An 18,518-nucleotide genomic window follows, 5' to 3' on the forward strand; every position below is an offset into this window, starting at 1 on the left:
TCGGCGGGCAGGTTCGAGAGAGGAGGGGTCAGACGACGTTGGAGGCGCCTGCGGTGGCTGCACCGGCGTTTTGGCGGAAGTTTTCAAACAATTCACGACCAATGCCGTGGGAATTGCCCGACAGATCGGGCGTGGCGGGGGCGCGGGCCTCCAGATCGACATCGGTGTGCACGGTCCCGGCAACGGCATCCACACGGACGATATCGCCGTCGCGCAGCCGCGCGATGGGGCCGCCATCTGCGGCCTCCGGCGTCAGGTGGATGGCGGCGGGCACCTTGCCCGACGCGCCGGACATCCGCCCGTCTGTCAGCAGCGCGACTTTCAGCCCGCGATCCTGCAACACCGCCAGCGTCGGGGTCAGCCCGTGCAATTCCGGCATCCCGTTGGCGCGCGGTCCCTGGAACCGGACGACGACGATGGTGTCGGCGGTGAATTCCCCGGCCTTGAACGCTGTCTTCACACTGTCCTGATCGTGAAAGATGCGCACCGGCGCCTCGATCACATGGCGTTCGGGGGCAACGGCGGAGACCTTCATCATGCATTGGCCCAGATTGCCGCGCATCTGCTTCAACCCGCCGGTGGGCTGGAACGGATCGCTGGCCGGGCGCAGGATCTTGTCATTGTGGTTCCGGCGCGGCTCTGCCTCCCAGGTGACGCGGCCGTCGTGGACCTTGGGCTCGCGGGTATAGGCGGCCAGCCCTTCGCCGGTGATGGTCTTTGTGTCGGGATGCAGCAGCCCGTTTTCCAGCAATTCGCCGATCAGGTAGCCCAGCCCGCCGGCGGCGTGGAAATGGTTCACGTCGGCCAGACCGTTGGGATAGACCTTGGCCATCAGGGGGGTGGCGGCCGAGAGATCCTCGAAATCCTCAAGCGTCAGGGTGATCCCGGCGGCGCGGGCCATGGCGGGCAGGTGCAGCACCAGATTGGTGGAGCCGCCGGTGGCCATCAGCCCCACGATCCCGTTGACAAAGGCCTTTTCGTCCAGAATTTCGCCCGCCGGGATGAAGCTGTTGCCAAGCGCGGTGATTTCCAGCGCGCGGGCGGTCCCGGCCTCCGTCAAGGCATCGCGCAACGGCGTGCCGGGATTGACAAAGGAGGCGCCGGGCAGGTGCAGCCCCATGAATTCCATCAGCATCTGGTTGGAATTCGCCGTGCCGTAGAAGGTGCAGGTGCCCGGTGAATGGTAGGAGGCCATCTCGGCCTCCATCAGCGCATCGCGGCCGATCTCTCCGGCGGCGAATTGCTGGCGCACGCGGGCCTTTTCGTCATTGGGCAGGCCCGAGGGCATCGGCCCGGCGGGCAGGAACACGGCCGGGATATGGCCAAAGGTCGCCGCCGCCATCACCAGCCCCGGCACGATCTTGTCGCAGACGCCAAGATACAGCGCGGCGTCAAAGCAATTGTGCGACAGGGCGATCCCGGCGGCCATGGCGATCACGTCGCGCGAAAACAGCGACAGTTCCATCCCCGGTTGACCCTGAGTGACGCCGTCACACATGGCGGGCACCCCGCCGGCCACCTGCGCGGTGGCGCCGCGGGCGCGGGCGGCGGCGCGAATCAGGTCGGGGTAATGTTCGAACGGCTGATGCGCCGACAGCATGTCGTTATAGGCGGTCACGATGCCAAGGTTGGGTGCCCGTCCCTTGGCCAGCGCGTCCTGATCGGCGGGCACCCCGGCATAGGCATGGGCCTGATTGCCGCAACTCAGATGCGCGCGGACCGGCCCGGCCTCCGCCGCGCGGCGAATCCGGTCGAGATAGGCGGACCGGTCGGGGCGGGACCGGTCGATGATCCGGTGGGTGACGTGTTCGACGGTGGCATTCAGGCTCATGACGCGTCTCCTGATGGGATTTGCGCGCAGGATATCATGTTGGTTTAGCGCTAACAACGGGCGTTTGGCGCGAGCGCCCTCGCCGGGCGTTTGCCAGGCCCGGTCGAAGGGCGCATCGCAGGCGGGCCTGCCAAATGCTGACGTGCAGGGAAACTTCGCGGGGAGGCCGCAGAGCCGCCCAATTTCGGCCCCGATTCCCCGCCATACCAGACAGGCGAACAACGCAACGGCGCAGAAGCGTCACAGAGCGCAGAAGCGCCAAGGGTAGATAAATGTGGAATGACAAACCGGGCCAATGCCCGAGCAGCCGAGAAGTGCCCCCTGCCACCGCGCCGGGCATCGGTCGAACCGACAGGGGCCTTGCCTCCGAAGGTCACCGCCTGGGTTGAACCGCGCCAGGGGCCGCCGATCCCGATGATCGTGCCGCGTCCCGATGCGCAATGTCTTCCTGTCCTGACCCTTCCCAGACCGAAGGTCCACGTTACGGACATCCCAGCGGGTCGTGCAGCCGCTTTGTCACTGCCGAGACGTTCCCGACTTCCCCCGACGTGGGGAAGACTATAGGAGGATGGCCATGCGACCATCCTCCTTTTTTCCGTCCGTCCGGCTGAAACCGAAAACCGATGCAAGACGCATCCGTCACGGCTTTCCCTGGGTTTATGCAAACGAGCTTGTCACCGACCGGCGCACCAAGGCGCTGGAATCCGGCGCGCTGGCCGTGCTGGAAGATGCCGACCGCCAGCCGCTGAAGCTGGTGACGGTGAACACCGAAAGCCGCATCATCGCCCGCGTGCTGGACGATCCCGACGCGGCAGAGCCGGACCAGGCCTGGTTCGCCGCCCGCCTGGGCCGGGCGCTGGCCCTGCGCGACCGGCTGTTCGACGCACCCTATTACCGGCTGATCCATGCCGAGGCCGATGGCCTGCCGGGTGTGATCATCGACCGGTTCGGCGATACGGCGGTGATCCAGCCCAATGCCGCCTGGGCCGATGCCCGGCTGGAGGCGCTGTGCGCCGCGCTGGTGCAGGTCACGGGCGTAACCAACGTGCTGAAGAATGCCGGTGGCCGCGCCCGCGGGCTGGAGGGGCTGGACGATGTCTCCGCCGTGCTGGCGGGCGCGGCGCCGGACGCACCGGTGCCGGTGCCGATGAACGGCGCGACCTACATGGCCGACCTGACCGGGGGGCAGAAGACCGGGCTGTTCTATGACCAGCGGCCGAACCACGCCTTTGCCGCGCCGCTGGGACGCGGCGGGCGCGTGCTGGACGTCTTCTCCCATGTCGGCGGCTTTGCCCTGGCGGCACTGGCACAGGGCGCGACCCGGGCGCTGGCCGTCGACGGATCCGAACCGGCGCTGAGCCTTGCGCAGGCCGGGGCGCAGGCGGGCGGCATGGCGGATCGCTTTGCCACCCGGCGCGGCGATGCCTTCGCGGTGATGGAGGCCCTGGCCCAGGAGGGGGAGACCTTCGAGCTGGTGATCTGTGACCCGCCGGCCTTTGCCCCGTCGAAACAGGCGATGGAGGCCGGGCTGCGCGCCTATGAACGCGTCGCGCGCCTGGCCGCGCCGCTGGTGGCGCAGGGGGGCGCGCTGGTCCTCTGCTCCTGTTCCCACGCGGCGGATCTGGCGAAGTTCCGCGCCGCCTGCATCCGGGGCATCGGCCGCGCCGGTCGGCAGGGCGCGCTGATTCACACCGGGTTCGCCGGACCGGACCATCCGATGCATCCGCAGCTGGCCGAAAGCGGTTACCTCAAGGCGCTGGCCTTCGCGCTTTGAAAGGGTTCCTCGATGCCTGCGTGCTATATCCCACGGTGATGCGGGAGGTGCTGCTGGGCGCGGCGGCGGCGGGGTTGTTCACCCCGCTGTGGTCGCCCCGCGTGCTGGAGGAATGGGCCCGTGCCACCCGCAAGATCGGTCCGGAGGGAGAAACCATTGCCCGGGCCGAAATCGCCGCCCTGCGCCGCGACTGGCCCAAGGCCGAGGTGCAGCCGGCAGAGGCGGTCGAGCGCCGTCTCTGGCTGCCCGACCCGGCGGATATCCATGTGCTGGCGGCGGCCATCGCGGGGTCGGCGGATGTGATCGTGACGGTGAATGCCCGCGATTTCCCGCGCAACACCCTGGCAGAAGAGGGGCTGGCGCGGGTCGACCCGGACGCCTTGCTGACCGGATTTGCCAGCCATCACCCGGACGCGATACTGCGGGTGGGTCAGGCGGTGCGCGACCGCGCCCGCGCCCTGTCGGGAGAGGATTGGCAGATCCGTGCCCTGATGCGCAAGGCCCGATTGCCGCGTCTGGGCAAGACGCTCGCCCGGTTGGAAGACGGATAGCCCTGCGGACGCCCGTTCCGGGCGACGCGCTGCGCGCGACGGTATTTGTCGCCCGAAGGGAGGCAGATCGCGCGTTGTCGCCCCCCTTCGGGCCGAAATACCGCAGGGGTGAATTGAGCCTACGGCTCAAGCGGGGGCAGCGCCCCCGAGCTTTCTGCCTTCAGGCCGCCGTGCCGCCCAGGGCCTGCATCGCTCTGGCCGCGATCTCGAAGGATTCGATCCGTGCATCGATGTCATGCACCTGGCTGGCCAGGATCAGCTCGTCCGGTTGGTAACGGTCGATCAGCGTCTTCAGCCCCGCCTGGACCTGTTCCGGCGTGCCCATGGCGGTGACGGACAGGGCTTCTTCCACGGCGGACAGGTAGTGCGGGGGCACGTGGTCCTCGATCCGCTCAACCGGGCGCGGCAGGGGACCGGGCTGCCCGGTGCGCAGCCGGACAAAGGCCTGCTGGACAGAGCTGCGCAGATAGCGCGCTTTCGCCTCCGTGTCGGCGCCAAAGACGTTGGCGGCCAGCATGAAATAGGGCGCCTCCAGCTGAGCGGAGGGGCGGAAGGTCTGGCGGTAGACCTCGGCCGCCTGATCCAGGGCGGCGGGTGCGAAATGCGAGGCGAAGGCATAGGGCAGCCCCAGATGCGCCGCCAGCTGCGCACCGTACAGCGACGATCCCAGGATCCACAGCGGCACCTGGGTGCCGGTGCCGGGCACGGCGCGGATGCGCTGATCCGGTGTGGCCGGGCCGAGATAGGCCTGAAGCTCCATCACATCCTGCGGAAAGGTATCGCCGGCAGCCATGTTGCGACGCAGGGCGCGGGCGGTGTCCATGTCGGTGCCCGGCGCGCGGCCCAGCCCCAGGTCGATCCGGTCGGGGTGCAATTCGGCCAGGGTGCCGAATTGTTCGGCTACCATCAGCGGCGCATGGTTGGGCAGCATGATGCCCCCCGCGCCGACGCGGATGCGGCTGGTCGCGGCGGCGACATGGCCGATCACCACCGCCGTGGCCGAGGAGGCGATGCCCGGCATGTTGTGATGTTCGGCCAGCCAGTGACGGTGGTAGCCCGCCGCCTCGGCCGCGCGGGCCAGCCGGACGGAATGGCGCAGCGCGTCGGCGGTGGTCTGCCCCTCGGGGATGGGGGCGAGGTCGAGAAGAGAGTAATGCATGGGGATCCGTTTCGTGATGTCGGTTCAGCCCTGCCACCCGTCCGACAGGCGCCGGATCGCGGCGATGCGGTCGTCGGTCTTGGGGTGGGACAAAAGCCAGGCGGGGGCGCTGCCGGCGCGGCCGCCCGACAGCGCCTCCAGCTTGCGGAACAGGGTAATCTGCGGCTCCGTACCGATGCCGGCCTTGGTCAGCAGGGCGGCGGCATAGGCGTCGGCCTCGTATTCATCGCCCCGCGACAATCGCGCGGCCAACAGGCTCATGGCGCCATGGGCGACCAGGTGGCCCAGTCCGGGCAGGATGCGGTTCAGCACCATGGCGATGGCGGTGCGCAGGGCGTTCTGGCCGGAAAAATCGATCATCCGGCGCCGCGAATGGCCCAGGGCCACATGCCCCAGCTCATGCGCCACGACAGAGGCAAGTTCTTCGGCGGTGACCTCGCCTTCGGTGAACTTGGTGTAAAAGCCACGGGTCAGGAAGATCCGCCCATCGGGCGCGGCCAGCCCGTTCACCGGCGCGATCTCGTAGAGATGCACGCGGATGCGCGGCAGGTCCAGGGCGGCGGCCAGCCGCTCCAGCACCGGACGAAAGGCCGGGTCGGCCAGTTCCGCCGAGTTCTCGTCCAGCTCCTTGCGGGTGCGCCAGGCGGAAAAGCGGTAGGCCACAAGACCATAGAGCAGGGCAAGAAGGATCGGCGTGAACTTCAGCATGCAACGGATATGCGCCCGCCCGCCCGCCACCGCAAGGGGCGCGCCCGCACCGGCCCTGGCATCGGTTGTGCGTCGGAGTGTGGCAGGATGGGCAAAATCCTCCTGGCCCGGCGTGCCACGCGGCCCCCTTCGGGCCGAAATACCGCGGGGGTGAATTGAGCCGCAGGCTCAAGAGGGGGCAGCGCCCCCCCTTGCTTTCCTGTGAACCTTGGCGATGCTGCGTTCCTGTCCCGCCCCCCTGGCTTGAGGCCGCGCCTCATCCACGGGCGCCGCACCCGACCGCAAGGCTGGCCCCTTGCCACACCGGGGGGCAGGTCAGGCAAGCGGGGCGTGGCATCGGCCAGGGCGACGGTGCCGGTGACACCCCGACAGGCGCACCATCAGAACAGGCGCACCATCAGGACAGGCGCGCCTCCATCGTGATTTCCGCGCCGGTCAGCAGGCGGGAGATCGGGCAATTCGCCTTGGCCGTCTGGGCAGCCTCTTCAAAGGCGGCGGCATCGGCGCCGGGGATAGTGGCTGTGACGTCCAGATGCACCCGCTTGACCGAAAAGCCGTTGTCATCCTTGTCCATATGGACCGTGGCGCGGGTGTCGATCGCCGTGGCTTCCAGCGATTTTTCCCCCAGGATCATCGACAGCGCCATGGAAAAGCAGCTGGCATGGGCCGCGCCGATCAGCTCTTCGGGGTTGGTTCCGGGCTGGTCCTCGAACCGGGTGTTGAAGCCATAGGGCTGGCTGTCCAGCGCCCCGGATTCAGTGGAGACGGTGCCCTTGCCCTCCTTGAGGGAGCCGGACCAATGGGCGGAGCCGTGTTTCTTGATCATCTTCTGTCCTTTCCTTGCGGATCGCATGGACCCGGCCGTGCGGGCCGGAGTGGAGGGACAGGTAAGCCGCGCGACGAATGGGGCAAGCCGGAGGGGGCAAGCCGGAGGGGGCAAAGCTGCGCAAGGGTTGAAAAGGCAGAGGGCGGACCGGGTGCGCGCGGCGGGCTGGCGCTGGCAAATGCGGGCGGGCGCGGGGCGACGCGGGTGGGGGGCCGGGCGGGTGCTCCGCCCGGCAAGGAGACTCAGCTGTCGCCGAAGACCCGTTTGAAGATCGTATCGACATGCTTGGTATGGTAGCCCATGTCGAATTTCTCCTTGATGCCGTCTTTGCCGAGAGCCGCGACCACATCGGCATCGGCCAGAAGCTGCTCCTGGAAATCGACGCGCTCTTCCCAGACCTTCAGCGCGTTGCGCTGCACCATGGCATAGGCATCCTCGCGGCTGACACCGGCCTGGGTGAGGGCCAGAAGCACCCGCTGGCTCATCACCAGGCCGGGGAACTTGTTCATGTTCTCCAACATGTTATCGGGGAAGATCAGCATCTTCTCCACCACGCCGGCCAGCCGGTGCAGGGCAAAGTCCAGCGTCACCGTGGCATCGGGTCCGATCGCGCGCTCCACCGAGGAATGGGAGATGTCCCGCTCGTGCCAGAGGGCGACATTCTCCATCGCCGGGATCACGGACATGCGCACCAGACGGGCCAGCCCGGTCAGGTTCTCCGTCAGCACCGGGTTCTTCTTGTGCGGCATGGCGGAAGACCCCTTCTGCCCCATGGAGAAGAATTCCGCGCCCTCCAGAACCTCGGTCCGCTGCATGTGGCGAATTTCCACGGCGATATTCTCGATCGAGGAGGCGATGACCCCAAGCGTGGCAAAGAACATCGCGTGCCGGTCCCGCGGGATCACCTGGGTGGAGATCGGTTCCGGCGTCAGGCCCAGCTGCTTGCAGACATGTTCTTCGACCGCCGGGTCGATATTGGCAAAGGTGCCGACCGCGCCGGAGATGGCGCCGGTGGCGATTTCGTCCCGCGCGGCCAGCAGGCGGGCGCGGCCCCTGTCCATCTCGGCGTAGAAGCGCGCGAAGGTCAGGCCCATGGTGGTGGGTTCGGCGTGGATGCCATGGCTGCGGCCGACGCGAACGGTGTCCTTGTGCTCCATCGCGCGGGTCTTCAGCGCGGCCAGAACGCGGTCCATCCCGGTCAGCAGGATGTCGGCGGCGCGGGTCAGCTGGATGTTGAAACAGGTGTCCAGCACATCCGAGGAGGTCATGCCCTGATGGACGAACCGGGCCTCCTCGCTGCCGACATGTTCGGCCAGGTGGGTGAGAAAGGCGATCACGTCATGCTTGGTCACCGCTTCGATCTCGTCGATGCGGGCGACGTCGAATTCCACGTCCTTGGCCTTCCAAACGGCATCGGCGTTTTCGCGGGGGATGACGCCCAGATCGGCCATGGCATCGCAGGCGTGGGCCTCGATCTCGTACCAGATGCGGAACTTGGTGGCAGGCTCCCAGATGGCGACCATGTCGGGACGGGAATAACGCGGGATCATCGGCGGCTCCTTTACTCCGGTTGGGCTGGTCCTTACTGCGGCAGGGCAGGGGCGGCAAGGGCGCGCGCCCCGGTTGCAGGCAGGAGGTATGAATGCCGGGGCTGTGGGATTTCGCGGGGCTGTGGCGGATCGACCGGATGGTGGAGAATTCCGCCGGGCCGGACGCGCGGTTCGCCGGGCAGGTGCGGTTCACCGCAGGCGACGGCGGGCTGTGGCAGGCAGAGGACGGCGTGATGCGGATGGCGGGCCAGCAGATGCGCGCCACCCGCCGATATCACTGGCGGGCGCAGGCCGGGCTGATCCGCGTGGATTTCGCGGACGGGCGGTTTTTCCACGCCTTCGATCCCGCGCAGGATCATCCGACGGCCCATCACGATTGCCCGCCCGACAGCTACGCCGTGACCTATGACCTGTCGGCCTGGCCGGAATGGCGGGTCACCTGGCGTGTGCATGGCCCGCGCAAGGCGTATTGCATGAGTTCTCATCTCCTGCCGGTTGCAAGCAATGCTTGCCAGGGTGCGACGGCTGGGGCAGAAATCGGGGTCAACAACAGTTCCGAACAGGAGGAGGGACAATGACGACACAGGTTCTGAGCGAGGCCTTCGGGCCGTCCGAAGGCGTGGCGCTTCGGCTGAAACAGGCGGTTCTGGTGGTGGCGGGTATCGCCCTGCTGAGTGTGATGGCCAAGATCAAGCTGCCGATCCCGCCGTCCCCGGTGGCCATCAGCATGGGCACCTTTGCCGTGCTGACCGTCGGCGCCGCCTATGGCCCGCGCCTGGGGCTGGTGACGATCATGGGCTACATGCTGATCGGGATGCTGGGGTTCGACGTGTTCCAAAGCTCCACCGCCGAGGTGAACGGCATCGACTACATGCTGGGCGGCACCGGCGGCTATCTGGTGGGCTATGTCATGGCGACGGTGCTTCTGGGTGTGCTGGCGCGGCGCGGTTGGGACCGGAATGTCGGCTGGATGGGCGCGGCGATGTTGCTGGGCAACGTGGTGCTCTATGTTCCCGGGCTGGCCTGGCTGGCGTTCCTGTACGGGCTGGACAAGCCGATCCTGGCCTGGGGGCTGACACCCTTCCTGGTGGGCGACGCGATGAAACTGGCGCTGGCGGCGCTGCTGCTGCCGGCGCTGTGGAAGCTGATCGGTACCGCCCGCGCCTGACCGCGCGGGACAGGACAACAGGCAAGGGGCGCGCGCCATGGGCCGCGCCCCTTTTTGTGTGCGGCGCCGCGCGACGGGGCCGGGCGCTGGGGGCTATCGCCCCAGCATTCCCGCGACCATTGCCGCCAGCGCCACCAGGTGGACCAGCATGATGGCGCGGTCCTTCCACAGCACGCCCACGGCGAACCACCCCAGCACGCCCACCAGGAACAGGTAGAGGTTCGCCGGTGTCCAGCCGAACCCCGTGGCCGCGTAGCCCGCGATCTGGATGGCGGAGGCGACCCATTTTACGACAAATGCCAGCCGTGCCTGTGTGGCGACGGCGGGTGTCAGGTTTTCTATTGCCATGATGCCGGGGGTCCTTGTGTTTGGGGCTGGGTATGGGGCGTGAGGCTTGTGAAACAGCAGCTAGGTGCCTTAGGCTGTGGTGACCAGCCAGAAGGGATGTCATGAGGGTGCAGGAAAACTATCGTGTCTGAGAAGGGCGCTCCGCCGGGGCCAGGGCCGCTGCCGACGCAGACGGATGCGGAGGTGAGGGTGATGGCAGGTCAGGACCGCGAACCGGTGGGGGCCGGTCCGGGGATCCCGGATCAGGCGCAATCGGACGGGCTGGCGGGCGCGGCGCCCGCCGAGGGGGCAGCTGCTGGCCAGGCAGACCCTGATCCGAACCTTGGCGATGTGCCACTGACCGCGCTGCGGGCCTTTGCCGCCGCCGGGCGGGCCGGGTCGTTTCGTGCGGCGGCGGAGGGACTGGGCGTCACCCAGGGCGCCGTTGCGCAGCAGGTGCGCGGGCTGGAAGCGCGGCTGGGCCTGGCCCTGTTCCTGCGTCGGGCGCGGGGGCTGACCCTGACCGATGCGGGCCGGCGCTACCATGGAGCAATCAGCGATGCGCTGGATCGCATCGCCCGCGCCACGGCCGAGCTGCGGCCGGAGCCTGCGCGGGTCACCGTCAGCGTCACGCCGACGCTGGCGTCAAAATGGCTGATCCCGCGTCTGGCGGATTTCACCGCCCGCCACCCCGGCATTGATCTGCGGATCTCGGCCACGGAACGGGTCGAGCGGTTCCATGCGGATGCCGTCGACCTGGCGATCCGCCAGTCCGAGCCGCCGTTTGGCGCCAGCCTGCGCGCCGATCTGCTGTTTCGCCAGCAGGTCGTCGCGGTCTGCGCGCCGCATCTTCTGGCCGGACAACGCCTGCCGCTGAGGGCGCGGGCGCTGGCGGGGATGACGCTGTTGCATGACACGCATGGGCTGTGGCCGGTGTTCTTCGACGGGCTGGCAGGTGGCATGCCGCGCGGCACGCGGGGGCTGCGGTTCAGCCAGACATCGCTGTGCCTGGACGCCGCGCTGGCCGGGCAGGGCGTGGCATTGGCCAGCCGGTTCCTGGTGCGTCGCGACCTGGCGGAGGGCCGGTTGGCCAGTCCGGTGGATCACGTTTTGTCGGGTGTGCAGGATTTCCACCTGATCGCGCCCCGCGCCGCAACCGGTGAGGCGCAGGCCATTGTGCGCGACTGGCTGCTGCGCATGGCCCGGTCGGAGGGCGGCGAGGCATAGGGCGCACATCTGAGCTGGTGCGGACCGCTGCGCGCGGACCCCGCGCTGAAACGTCCGGGCCGGCCAGCGGCGCGCCGGTTTCCGCGGACAGCGCACCGCGAAGGGGTCGGCTGCTGGCAGGCGGCTCAGTCCTCTACCAGCCGGGTCTGGATGTGAGAGCTTTGCTCCAACGTGCGGTGGACCGGGCATTTATCGGCGATTTCCAGCAGTTTGGCCCGTTGCTCGGCGTCTAGCGCGCCTTCGAACCGGATCAGCCGGGTAAAGCTGTCGGCGCGGCTGGCATGGCCGGGGGCGGCGTCCTGGGCGTGAACCTTGTCATGGGTGACGTCGACCTGCACATGATCCAGCGGCCAGCCCTTGCGCCGGGCGTACATGCGGATCGTCATGGAGGTGCAGGCGCCCAGCCCGGCGGCCAGCAGGCCGTAGGGGGACAGCCCGCGATTGGTGCCGCCATAGGCCTCCGGCTCGTCGGCGACAAGGTGATGCGACCCGTTGGTGATGTCCTGCAGGAAGCCGCCGGGATCGGCCTCGCTGATGCGGGTGACGCCCTCCGGCGCGCCGGGGGGCGCGGGCGGCGGCGACAGGTCCAGATAGCGGCCGGCCCAGGCGGCGATGACCTCGGCCGCGTAATCGGCATCGGCGGCGCGGCTGACCAGGTGATCTGCGTCGTCGAGGGTGACAAAGCTCTTGGGATGGCGCGCGGCCTGAAAGATCCGGGTGGCGTTGTCGATTCCCACCACGTCATCCAGCGGTGCATGCAGCACCAGCAACGCCCGGTGCAGCCCCTGGATGGCGGGTTCCAGCCGGGCCTGCGCGATGTCGTCCAGGAAGTCGCGGCCGATATGGATGGCGCGCGGCCCCAGCTGCACCCGCGCCTTGCCCTCGCGGCGAATCTCTTCCAGCGCGTCGCCGAAATTATGTGTGACATGGGCGGGATCGACGGGGGCGCCAATGGTCACCACGGCCCGGGCCGGGACAATATCGCCGGCGGCGCGCAGGATCGCCGCACCGCCCAGCGAATGGCCGATCAGCAGCGCGGGGGGATGGCCGTTCTCCTCCATCCAGCGGGCGGCGAGGCGCAGATCCTCGACATTGCTGTGGAAGGTGGTGTTGGCGAATTCCCCCTGGCTATGGCCGAGCCCGGTGAAGTCGAACCGCAGCACGGCAAAGCCCGCCGATGCCAGCCGCTGCGAGATCCGCTTGGCCGCCGCGATATCCTTGCCACAGGTGAAGCAATGGGCGAACAGCGCCGCCGACAGGACCGGACCGTCCGGCATGTCCAGCCGGGCGGCAAGTTTCAGGCCGTCGCGGCCGGGAAAGGTGATGCGTTGTGTGGGCATGGGGACGGACCTGTGCGAAGGGGCGTGACGGGGCGGGCGGGATGTCGCGGGAAGGTGACGCCCGGTGGCACGGCGGGCAACCCCATGTCGCCCGCGTCACGCGGAGTTGAGGCCGGGTGATCGCCCGGCTAGGGTTCGATCATGGACCCGCATGTGCAACCCGCCCCGATCCTTCAGACCCGTCTGCCCTATGATGCGGACGGCCTGCGCCCCTTGCCCGGCATCGCCCCGCTGGCAGAGGCGGAGCTGATCCTGCGCGACGAGGCCCATGCCCCGCAGATGGCGCTGCGCGACCGGCTGCTGGCGGACCACCGCGCGGCTGTGACGGACCTGCGTCCCGGCGCGCTTCCTGCCGCGCAGGAGCTGCTGGAGGAGGTGCTGAACCTGCTGTGCCGCGATCCCGGCTATGTGCGGGAGGGCACGCGGATCACCCGGCCCGACGGGACGATCGTGGCGCTGGATCCGACGCTGCCGCTGATCACGCTGGGGCGGCTTGTGCAACAGGATTTCTGCCTGCTGGAAAAACCCGAAGGGGCGGCGGAGCATGTGCTGACCGGCGCTGTCCTGTGCTTTCCCTCCAGCTGGACGCTGGCGGAAAAGATCGGCCATCCACTGGTGCGCATTCACCGCCCGGTGGATTCGTATGACGAGAATATCGCCAAGCGGGTGCAGCGGCTGTTCGACGGGGTGCAGACGGGGCGGCCGCTGTGGCGGTTCAACCATCTGCCCTACGAGGATTTCAGGCTGTTCCAACCCCGGCGGGAAGGGGCGCCGATCGACCCGGCGCGGGCGCGGCGCGAAAAGATGAAATACCTGAGAAGCGAAAGGCAGACGCTGTGGCGCCTGCCTTCCTCTCGGGCGGTCGTGTTTGGGATTCACACCTTTGTCCTGCGCCGGGACGCAGAACAGGACTGAGGGTCAGAAGAACAGGAAGCTGGCGGCGTTGGCCGTCGTTCCGCCCAGCCCGGCGAAGACCGCGGTCAGGGTCAGCGCATGGGTGGAGATGCGAAAATCCTCGCCCTTGACCAGGTTGTAGGCGGCCAGGGTGGCAGCGACCGGCGGGTTGATCACGGCAACCGTGGCATTCACGGTCCAGGTGGCCAACCGCGCCTCGATCGGGCGCTCCTCTTCCTCTTCCTCGGGCGTGGTGCGGAACACCTCGGCGAGGGAGGCCATTTCCTCCCGCATGGAGCGGGTGGCCACGCGGGCCGGATCGGTGCCGACCCAGGTGTTGGCCTGGCGGGCCGATTGACGCGCCTCGTCCCGCAGCGCCGCAAAGCGGGCATCGAGGGCGTTTTCCTCGATCTCGGGGAAGATCGCATCGCCTGCGGCCTGGGTGTCCAGGTCCTCGGTATCCATGTCGATCTCGTCGACGAAGGCTTCGTCAGCGGGCATCAGGATCGGCGAGAAGGCGGATTGGAACCGGCGTGAGGTCAGCACCGTGTCGCCGTTCAGCCATTGCACGAAGGGTGCGCCGGTGGCGGCGATGCAATGGTGCAGCAGTTCCGCCAGCATGGCCTTGGACGCTTCGGGGTGCTGGCCCTCGGCGCGACCATGTTCCTTGATCGTGACGTGCAACCAGAAGGTCGGGTTTTCCAGCGCCTGGCGCGAAACCGCGTCCAGGTGGGTGTTCTTGTCCTGACGGACCACGCAATGCGTGTCGGGGTCCGCTTCGGGGCTGTCGAAGATCTGCGCCTCGACATCCAATGTGGCACCCTGAATGCGGATGCGATCGAAATCAAGCTCGGGTTCCGCCTGCGCTTCCTGGCCGAACGCCTGCATAACGGCAAGGATCGGGTAGGTGAGCTGCGCAATCGCAACGTCGCTTTCGTCAGTGAAGATAAGTCCGGCCTGATACACCTGCGGGGCCGATTTGGCCGAGAAGGATTTCAGTGCTTCGAAGGTGCGAGACATTTTGCTGTCCTGTTTGTTCCCATGCTTCGAACATGACACCCGTTTAGGGAGAAAATTGGTCGTCACACCCGCTAAAGTTAAGACTTCGAGGTCTTTTCAGGGCGGTACGCCTTTCGATCGCCACATTGTGCCGGGAATGGGGCGGGGGCGCTGGGTCAGAGGGCGAAAAGCCACATTTCCGCCCTTGTCGATTGATTGGCGGGTCAATCGGCCCCGAAAACGGCAGTTGCTTCGAATCGCCTGTTGCAAAGATCAAGGGGCCCTCCTTGCGGAAATCGATGAATGTTGCGGCGGTTTGCGCGGGTTTCGGGCCACTCCGTGGCTTTCTTATGGGAATGTGAAGAAACTGTGACAGGCGTGACACAGATTGTGTCAGGAGGGAAACGTTTTCGCGCAACCAGACGATTTGACCGATATCGTTTCAGTCTGCTGATACGGTTGCCGTGATGGCATGGCGGGCGGGGGCATTGACGGATGGGATGGCTGTCAGGTCAGGGATCTGCGGCCGCCGGGCCCCGGGCGGAACGCACCAAAGGTGGGGGCGCGGAGCAATCAGTAGCGACCGGGCAGTCCCAGGGGGGGCAGGCGGGGGAAATGCGCCCGACTGCTGGCCATAAAAAAAGGCGCCCCGCAGGGCGCCTTTCGGGTCTGTCGCGATCCGGCGGGGATCAGCAGCTGTAGTACAGCTGGAATTCCACCGGGTGCGGCGTGTGTTCGTACAGCTCGATCTCTTCCATCTTCAGGCCGATATAGCCTTCGATCTGGTCCTTGGTGAAGACGTCGCCGGCCAGCAGGAAGTCCATGTCGGCCTCCAGCTCGGTCATCGCCTCGCGCAGGGAGCCGCAGACGGTGGGAATGTCGGCCAGTTCCTCGGGGGGCAGGTCGTACAGGTTCTTGTCCATCGCCTCGCCGGGGTCGATCTTGTTCTTGATCCCGTCGATGCCGGCCATCAGCAGCGCGGCAAAGCACAGGTAGGGGTTGGCCGAGGGATCGGGGAACCGGGCCTCGACGCGCTTGGCCTTGGGGCTTTCGGTCCAGGGGATCCGGACACAGCCCGAACGGTTGCGCGCGGAATAGGCGCGCAGCACCGGCGCCTCGAACCCGGGGATCAGCCGCTTGTAGCTGTTGGTCGAGGGGTTGGTGAAGGCGTTCAGGGCCTTGGCATGCTTGAGGATGCCGCCGATGAAATACAGCGCCTCCTGGCTGAGGTCGGCATATTTGTCCCCGGCGAACAGCGGCTTGCCGTCCTTCCAGATGGACATGTTCACATGCATCCCGGTGCCGTTGTCACCCGCGATGGGCTTGGGCATGAACGTCGCGGACTTGCCATAGGCCTGGGCGACGTTGTGGATGATGTACTTGTATTTCTGAAGCTCGTCGGCCTGCTTGGTCAGGCTGTCGAAAATCAGGCCCAGCTCATGCTGGCAGGAGGCGACTTCGTGGTGGTGCTTGTCCACCTTCATGCCCAGACGCTTCATCGTCGACAGCATCTCGGACCGGATGTCCTGCGCGTCGTCGATCGGGTTGACGGGGAAATAGCCGCCCTTGACGCCGGGACGATGGCCGGTGTTGCCCATCTCGTAATCGGTGTCGGTGTTCCAGGAGGCGTCCAGCGCGTCGACCTCGTAGGAGACCTTGTTCATCGCGTTGGAGAACTTCACATTGTCGAACAGGAAGAACTCCGCCTCCGGACCCATGTAGGCCACATCGCCGATGCCGGTGGATTTCAGGTAGGCCTCGGCCTTCTCGGCGGTGCCGCGCGGATCGCGGTCATAGGCCTCGCCGGTGTCGGGCTCCACGACGGAGCAGTGAATGCACACGGTTTTTTCCGCATAGAACGGATCGACATAGGCGCTTTCGGTGTCGGGGATCAGCTTCATGTCGGAGGCTTCGATGGACTTCCACCCGGCGATGGAGGACCCGTCGAACATGAACCCTTCTTCCAGGAAGTCCTCGTCCACCTGATCGGACATCAGGGTGACGTGCTGAAGCTTGCCGCGCGGATCGGTGAACCGGATGTCCACGTATTCCGCGTCTTCGTCCTTGATAAGCTTGAGAACCTTGTCTTTGCTCATGCTTTGTTATCCCTTCGTTGATTTTCTATGTCAGAGCGCGTCCGGCCCGGTTTCCCCGGTGCGGATGCGAATGGCCTGTTCCACGGGCGTGACAAAGATCTTGCCGTCGCCGATCTTTTCCGTCTTCGCAGCCTCGATGATCGCGGCGATGGCGCTGTCGACCTGATCGTCGTCCAGCACGGCCTCGATCTTCACCTTGGGCAGGAAATCCACCACGTATTCGGCGCCGCGATAAAGCTCCGTATGGCCCTTCTGGCGGCCGAAGCCCTTGACTTCGATGACAGAGAGACCCTGGACTCCAACGTCCTGAAGCGCCTCCTTCACCTCATCAAGCTTGAACGGCTTGATGATCGCTTCGATCTTTTTCATCGGAAACTCCTCGCAGATACGTCGCCCCCGGTCAGATCACTTTCCCCCACCAGCCACAATTGGCTAACGTCTCCGAAAGGGTGCGGCGGCGGATGCGGGCGAAGGCGTCGCACGATAAATAGGCGCATCGCATAAGAATTGGGCGATTTGAGAAAAACATGACAGTATTGCTGACCTGTCGCGAAATCAGAGACCTGGAAACCGCCGCCATCGCACGCGGTGCGACCACCGGCGCGGCACTGATGGACCGCGCGGGCCAAGGCGTCGTCAGGGCGCTGCTGGCGCGCTGGCCGGTGCTGGCCTTCGGCCCGCGCCGGGCGGCTGTGCTGTGCGGGCCGGGCAACAATGGCGGAGACGGATTCGTCGTGGCGCGGCTGCTGCGGGCGCGGGGATGGGCGGTCACGGTCTACCTGCTGGGCGACGTGGCCGCGCTGTCTGGCGATGCGGCGGCGATGCGCGCGGCCTGGAACGGGCCGATCACCGCACTGGAGGCCTGCACGGTGGAAGCGGTTCAGGGCGCCGACCTGGTGGTGGATGCCGTGTTCGGGATCGGGTTGCGCCGGCCGGTTACGGTGACGAGCGCAGTGTTTGCCGGGTTGGCGGCACTGCGGCGGAGGGGCGAGGGGCCACGGGTGGTGGCCGTGGATCTGCCCACCGGCCTGTGCGCCGAAACGGGGCGCGTCTTTGGCGTCGGGACCGGCGGCGCGGCGCTGGCCGCCGATCTATGCGTGACGTTCCAGGCGCCGCGGCCGGGACATTACCTGGAGGACGGCCCGGATTATTGCGGGCAGGTGGCGGTGGTCGATCTGGGCCTTGCGGGGCAGGGCGGGGCCATCGGGATGACCTGCGCGCCGGACCCCGGATTGTTGCGCAAATCGGGTGCTGCGCACAAGTTCGGGCATGGCCATGCGCTGGTGCTGGCCGGGGGCGCCGGGCGCACAGGTGCCGCGCGGCTGAGCGCCCGGGCCGCCCTGCGCATCGGTGCCGGGCTGGTGACGCTGGGCGCACCCGGTGCCGCGATGTTCGAGGTTTCGGCCCAGATCACCGCCCTGATGCTGGCCCGGATCGACGATGCGGCGGCGTTCGAGGCAATGTTGCAGGACGCCCGGATCAACGCGCTGTGTCTGGGTCCCGGACTGGGCGTGGCGCGGGCGGCGGAGCTGCTGGCCGTGGTGCAGGACGCGAAGCGCGCGGTGGTTCTGGATGCCGACGCCCTGAGCGCGCTGGCGCAGAAGGGGGCGGCGCTGTTCGCCGACCGTCCGGGGGCCGTGGTGCTGACGCCCCACGGCGGCGAATTCGCCCGGCTGTTCCCGGACCTGGCGGCGCGGCTGAAACAAGGCCCGGAGGCTCCTTCGGCGCTGTCCCGGACCGGGGCGGCGCAGATGGCGGCCGCGCGCACGGGTGCGGTGGTGGTGCTGAAGGGGCCGGACACGGTAATCGCGGCGCCAGATGGGCAGGTTCGGATCAACGCGGCGCGCTATGACCGGGCGGCACCCTGGCTGGCGACGGCGGGGGCTGGCGACGTACTGGCGGGGATGATCACTGGTCTGTTGGCACGGGGTGTCGATCCCTTCGAAGCTGCCTGCGCCGGGGCGTGGCTGCATGTCAGCGCCGCGCGCCAGGTCGGGCCGGGACTGATTGCGGAGGATCTGCCAGAGGCCCTGCCGGCGGTCATGTCCGGATTGGGCGTGCAGTAGCG

17 protein-coding genes are annotated in these 18,518 nt (G+C 67.4%); 7 read left to right on the forward strand and 10 right to left on the reverse strand.

Annotated elements, in window-relative coordinates; genetic code table 11:
* Positions 1–28 precede the first annotated feature (28 nt).
* A complete protein-coding gene (gene edd / locus G5A46_RS12170) occupies positions 29–1,831 on the reverse strand; it encodes a phosphogluconate dehydratase (RefSeq protein WP_163849641.1) in 1,803 nt (600 codons plus the stop codon).
* 574 nt (positions 1,832–2,405) lie between these two features.
* On the opposite strand from edd, the gene G5A46_RS12175 reads away from it, so the two are divergent.
* Positions 2,406–3,605, forward strand: coding sequence for an RSP_2647 family RNA methyltransferase (locus G5A46_RS12175; protein WP_163849642.1), 1,200 nt, complete (start codon positions 2,406–2,408; stop codon positions 3,603–3,605).
* The gene (locus tag G5A46_RS12180) at positions 3,602–4,156 is read left to right on the forward strand and encodes an RSP_2648 family PIN domain-containing protein (protein ID WP_163849643.1); all 555 of its coding nucleotides are present in this window, start codon (positions 3,602–3,604) and stop codon (positions 4,154–4,156) included. Before G5A46_RS12175 ends, G5A46_RS12180 begins: the two co-directional genes overlap by 4 nt.
* A 160-nt stretch (positions 4,157–4,316) precedes the next feature.
* Here the strand turns inward: G5A46_RS12180 and G5A46_RS12185 are convergent, their stop codons facing one another.
* From G5A46_RS12185 to purB, 4 genes are all read right to left on the reverse strand, one after another.
* A complete protein-coding gene (locus G5A46_RS12185; RefSeq protein ID WP_163849644.1) occupies positions 4,317–5,315 on the reverse strand; it encodes an LLM class flavin-dependent oxidoreductase in 999 nt (332 codons plus the stop codon).
* A 24-nt stretch (positions 5,316–5,339) separates the two neighbouring features.
* Positions 5,340–6,023, reverse strand: a complete 684-nt coding sequence (locus G5A46_RS12190; RefSeq protein WP_163849645.1) for a M48 family metalloprotease — start codon at positions 6,021–6,023, stop codon at positions 5,340–5,342.
* Between the two features lie 397 nt (positions 6,024–6,420).
* A complete protein-coding gene (locus G5A46_RS12195; RefSeq protein WP_163849646.1) occupies positions 6,421–6,849 on the reverse strand; it encodes an OsmC family protein in 429 nt (142 codons plus the stop codon).
* A 242-nt stretch (positions 6,850–7,091) separates the two neighbouring features.
* Positions 7,092–8,399: an adenylosuccinate lyase gene (purB, locus tag G5A46_RS12200; protein ID WP_163849647.1), complete on the reverse strand. Its 1,308-nt coding sequence runs from the start codon at positions 8,397–8,399 to the stop codon at positions 7,092–7,094.
* Positions 8,400–8,491: 92 nt separating this feature from the next.
* On the opposite strand from purB, the gene G5A46_RS12205 reads away from it, so the two are divergent.
* Both G5A46_RS12205 and G5A46_RS12210 read left to right on the forward strand, forming a co-directional pair.
* Entirely contained in the window at positions 8,492–8,977 is a 486-nt protein-coding gene (locus tag G5A46_RS12205) for a DUF6314 family protein (RefSeq protein WP_163849648.1), read from the forward strand.
* Complete coding sequence (locus tag G5A46_RS12210; protein ID WP_163849649.1) at positions 8,974–9,567, forward strand: biotin transporter BioY; 594 nt, start codon at positions 8,974–8,976, stop codon at positions 9,565–9,567. The genes G5A46_RS12205 and G5A46_RS12210 overlap by 4 nt, the downstream gene beginning before the upstream one ends.
* Positions 9,568–9,660: 93 nt before the next feature.
* Here G5A46_RS12210 and G5A46_RS12215 read toward each other — a convergent pair whose 3' ends face one another.
* Entirely contained in the window at positions 9,661–9,915 is a 255-nt protein-coding gene (locus tag G5A46_RS12215) for a DUF6552 family protein (protein WP_163849650.1), read from the reverse strand.
* Positions 9,916–10,107: 192 nt separating this feature from the next.
* On the opposite strand from G5A46_RS12215, the gene G5A46_RS12220 reads away from it, so the two are divergent.
* Positions 10,108–11,121 (forward strand): LysR substrate-binding domain-containing protein, encoded by a 1,014-nt coding sequence (locus tag G5A46_RS12220; RefSeq protein ID WP_163849651.1) that lies wholly within the window; start codon positions 10,108–10,110, stop codon positions 11,119–11,121.
* Positions 11,122–11,246: 125 nt separating this feature from the next.
* Here G5A46_RS12220 and G5A46_RS12225 read toward each other — a convergent pair whose 3' ends face one another.
* Positions 11,247–12,461, reverse strand: a complete 1,215-nt coding sequence (locus G5A46_RS12225) for a bifunctional alpha/beta hydrolase/OsmC family protein (RefSeq protein ID WP_163849652.1) — start codon at positions 12,459–12,461, stop codon at positions 11,247–11,249.
* 141 nt (positions 12,462–12,602) lie between these two features.
* Here G5A46_RS12225 and G5A46_RS12230 point away from each other — a divergent pair, with 141 nt between their 5' ends.
* Positions 12,603–13,376, forward strand: a complete 774-nt coding sequence (locus G5A46_RS12230) for a heme-dependent oxidative N-demethylase family protein (RefSeq protein ID WP_163849653.1) — start codon at positions 12,603–12,605, stop codon at positions 13,374–13,376.
* 3 nt (positions 13,377–13,379) lie between these two features.
* On the opposite strand, the gene G5A46_RS12235 is transcribed toward G5A46_RS12230, so the two are convergent.
* The 3 genes from G5A46_RS12235 to G5A46_RS12245 form a co-directional block, all read right to left on the reverse strand.
* A complete protein-coding gene (locus G5A46_RS12235) occupies positions 13,380–14,375 on the reverse strand; it encodes a hypothetical protein (protein ID WP_163849654.1) in 996 nt (331 codons plus the stop codon).
* Positions 14,376–15,043: 668 nt separating this feature from the next.
* Positions 15,044–16,450 carry a type I glutamate--ammonia ligase gene (glnA, locus tag G5A46_RS12240; RefSeq protein ID WP_163849655.1) on the reverse strand — a complete coding sequence of 469 codons (1,407 nt, stop codon included), beginning with the start codon at positions 16,448–16,450 and terminating at the stop codon, positions 15,044–15,046.
* 30 nt (positions 16,451–16,480) lie between these two features.
* A complete protein-coding gene (locus G5A46_RS12245) occupies positions 16,481–16,819 on the reverse strand; it encodes a P-II family nitrogen regulator (RefSeq protein WP_163849656.1) in 339 nt (112 codons plus the stop codon).
* 158 nt (positions 16,820–16,977) lie between these two features.
* Between G5A46_RS12245 and G5A46_RS12250 the strand changes: the two genes are divergently transcribed.
* Positions 16,978–18,516 carry an NAD(P)H-hydrate dehydratase gene (locus tag G5A46_RS12250; protein WP_163849657.1) on the forward strand — a complete coding sequence of 513 codons (1,539 nt, stop codon included), beginning with the start codon at positions 16,978–16,980 and terminating at the stop codon, positions 18,514–18,516.
* Positions 18,517–18,518 lie beyond the last annotated feature (2 nt).

Origin of the sequence: Pseudooceanicola aestuarii (assembly GCF_010614805.1) — a bacterium.
Taxonomy (GTDB): domain Bacteria; phylum Pseudomonadota; class Alphaproteobacteria; order Rhodobacterales; family Rhodobacteraceae; genus Pseudooceanicola; species Pseudooceanicola aestuarii.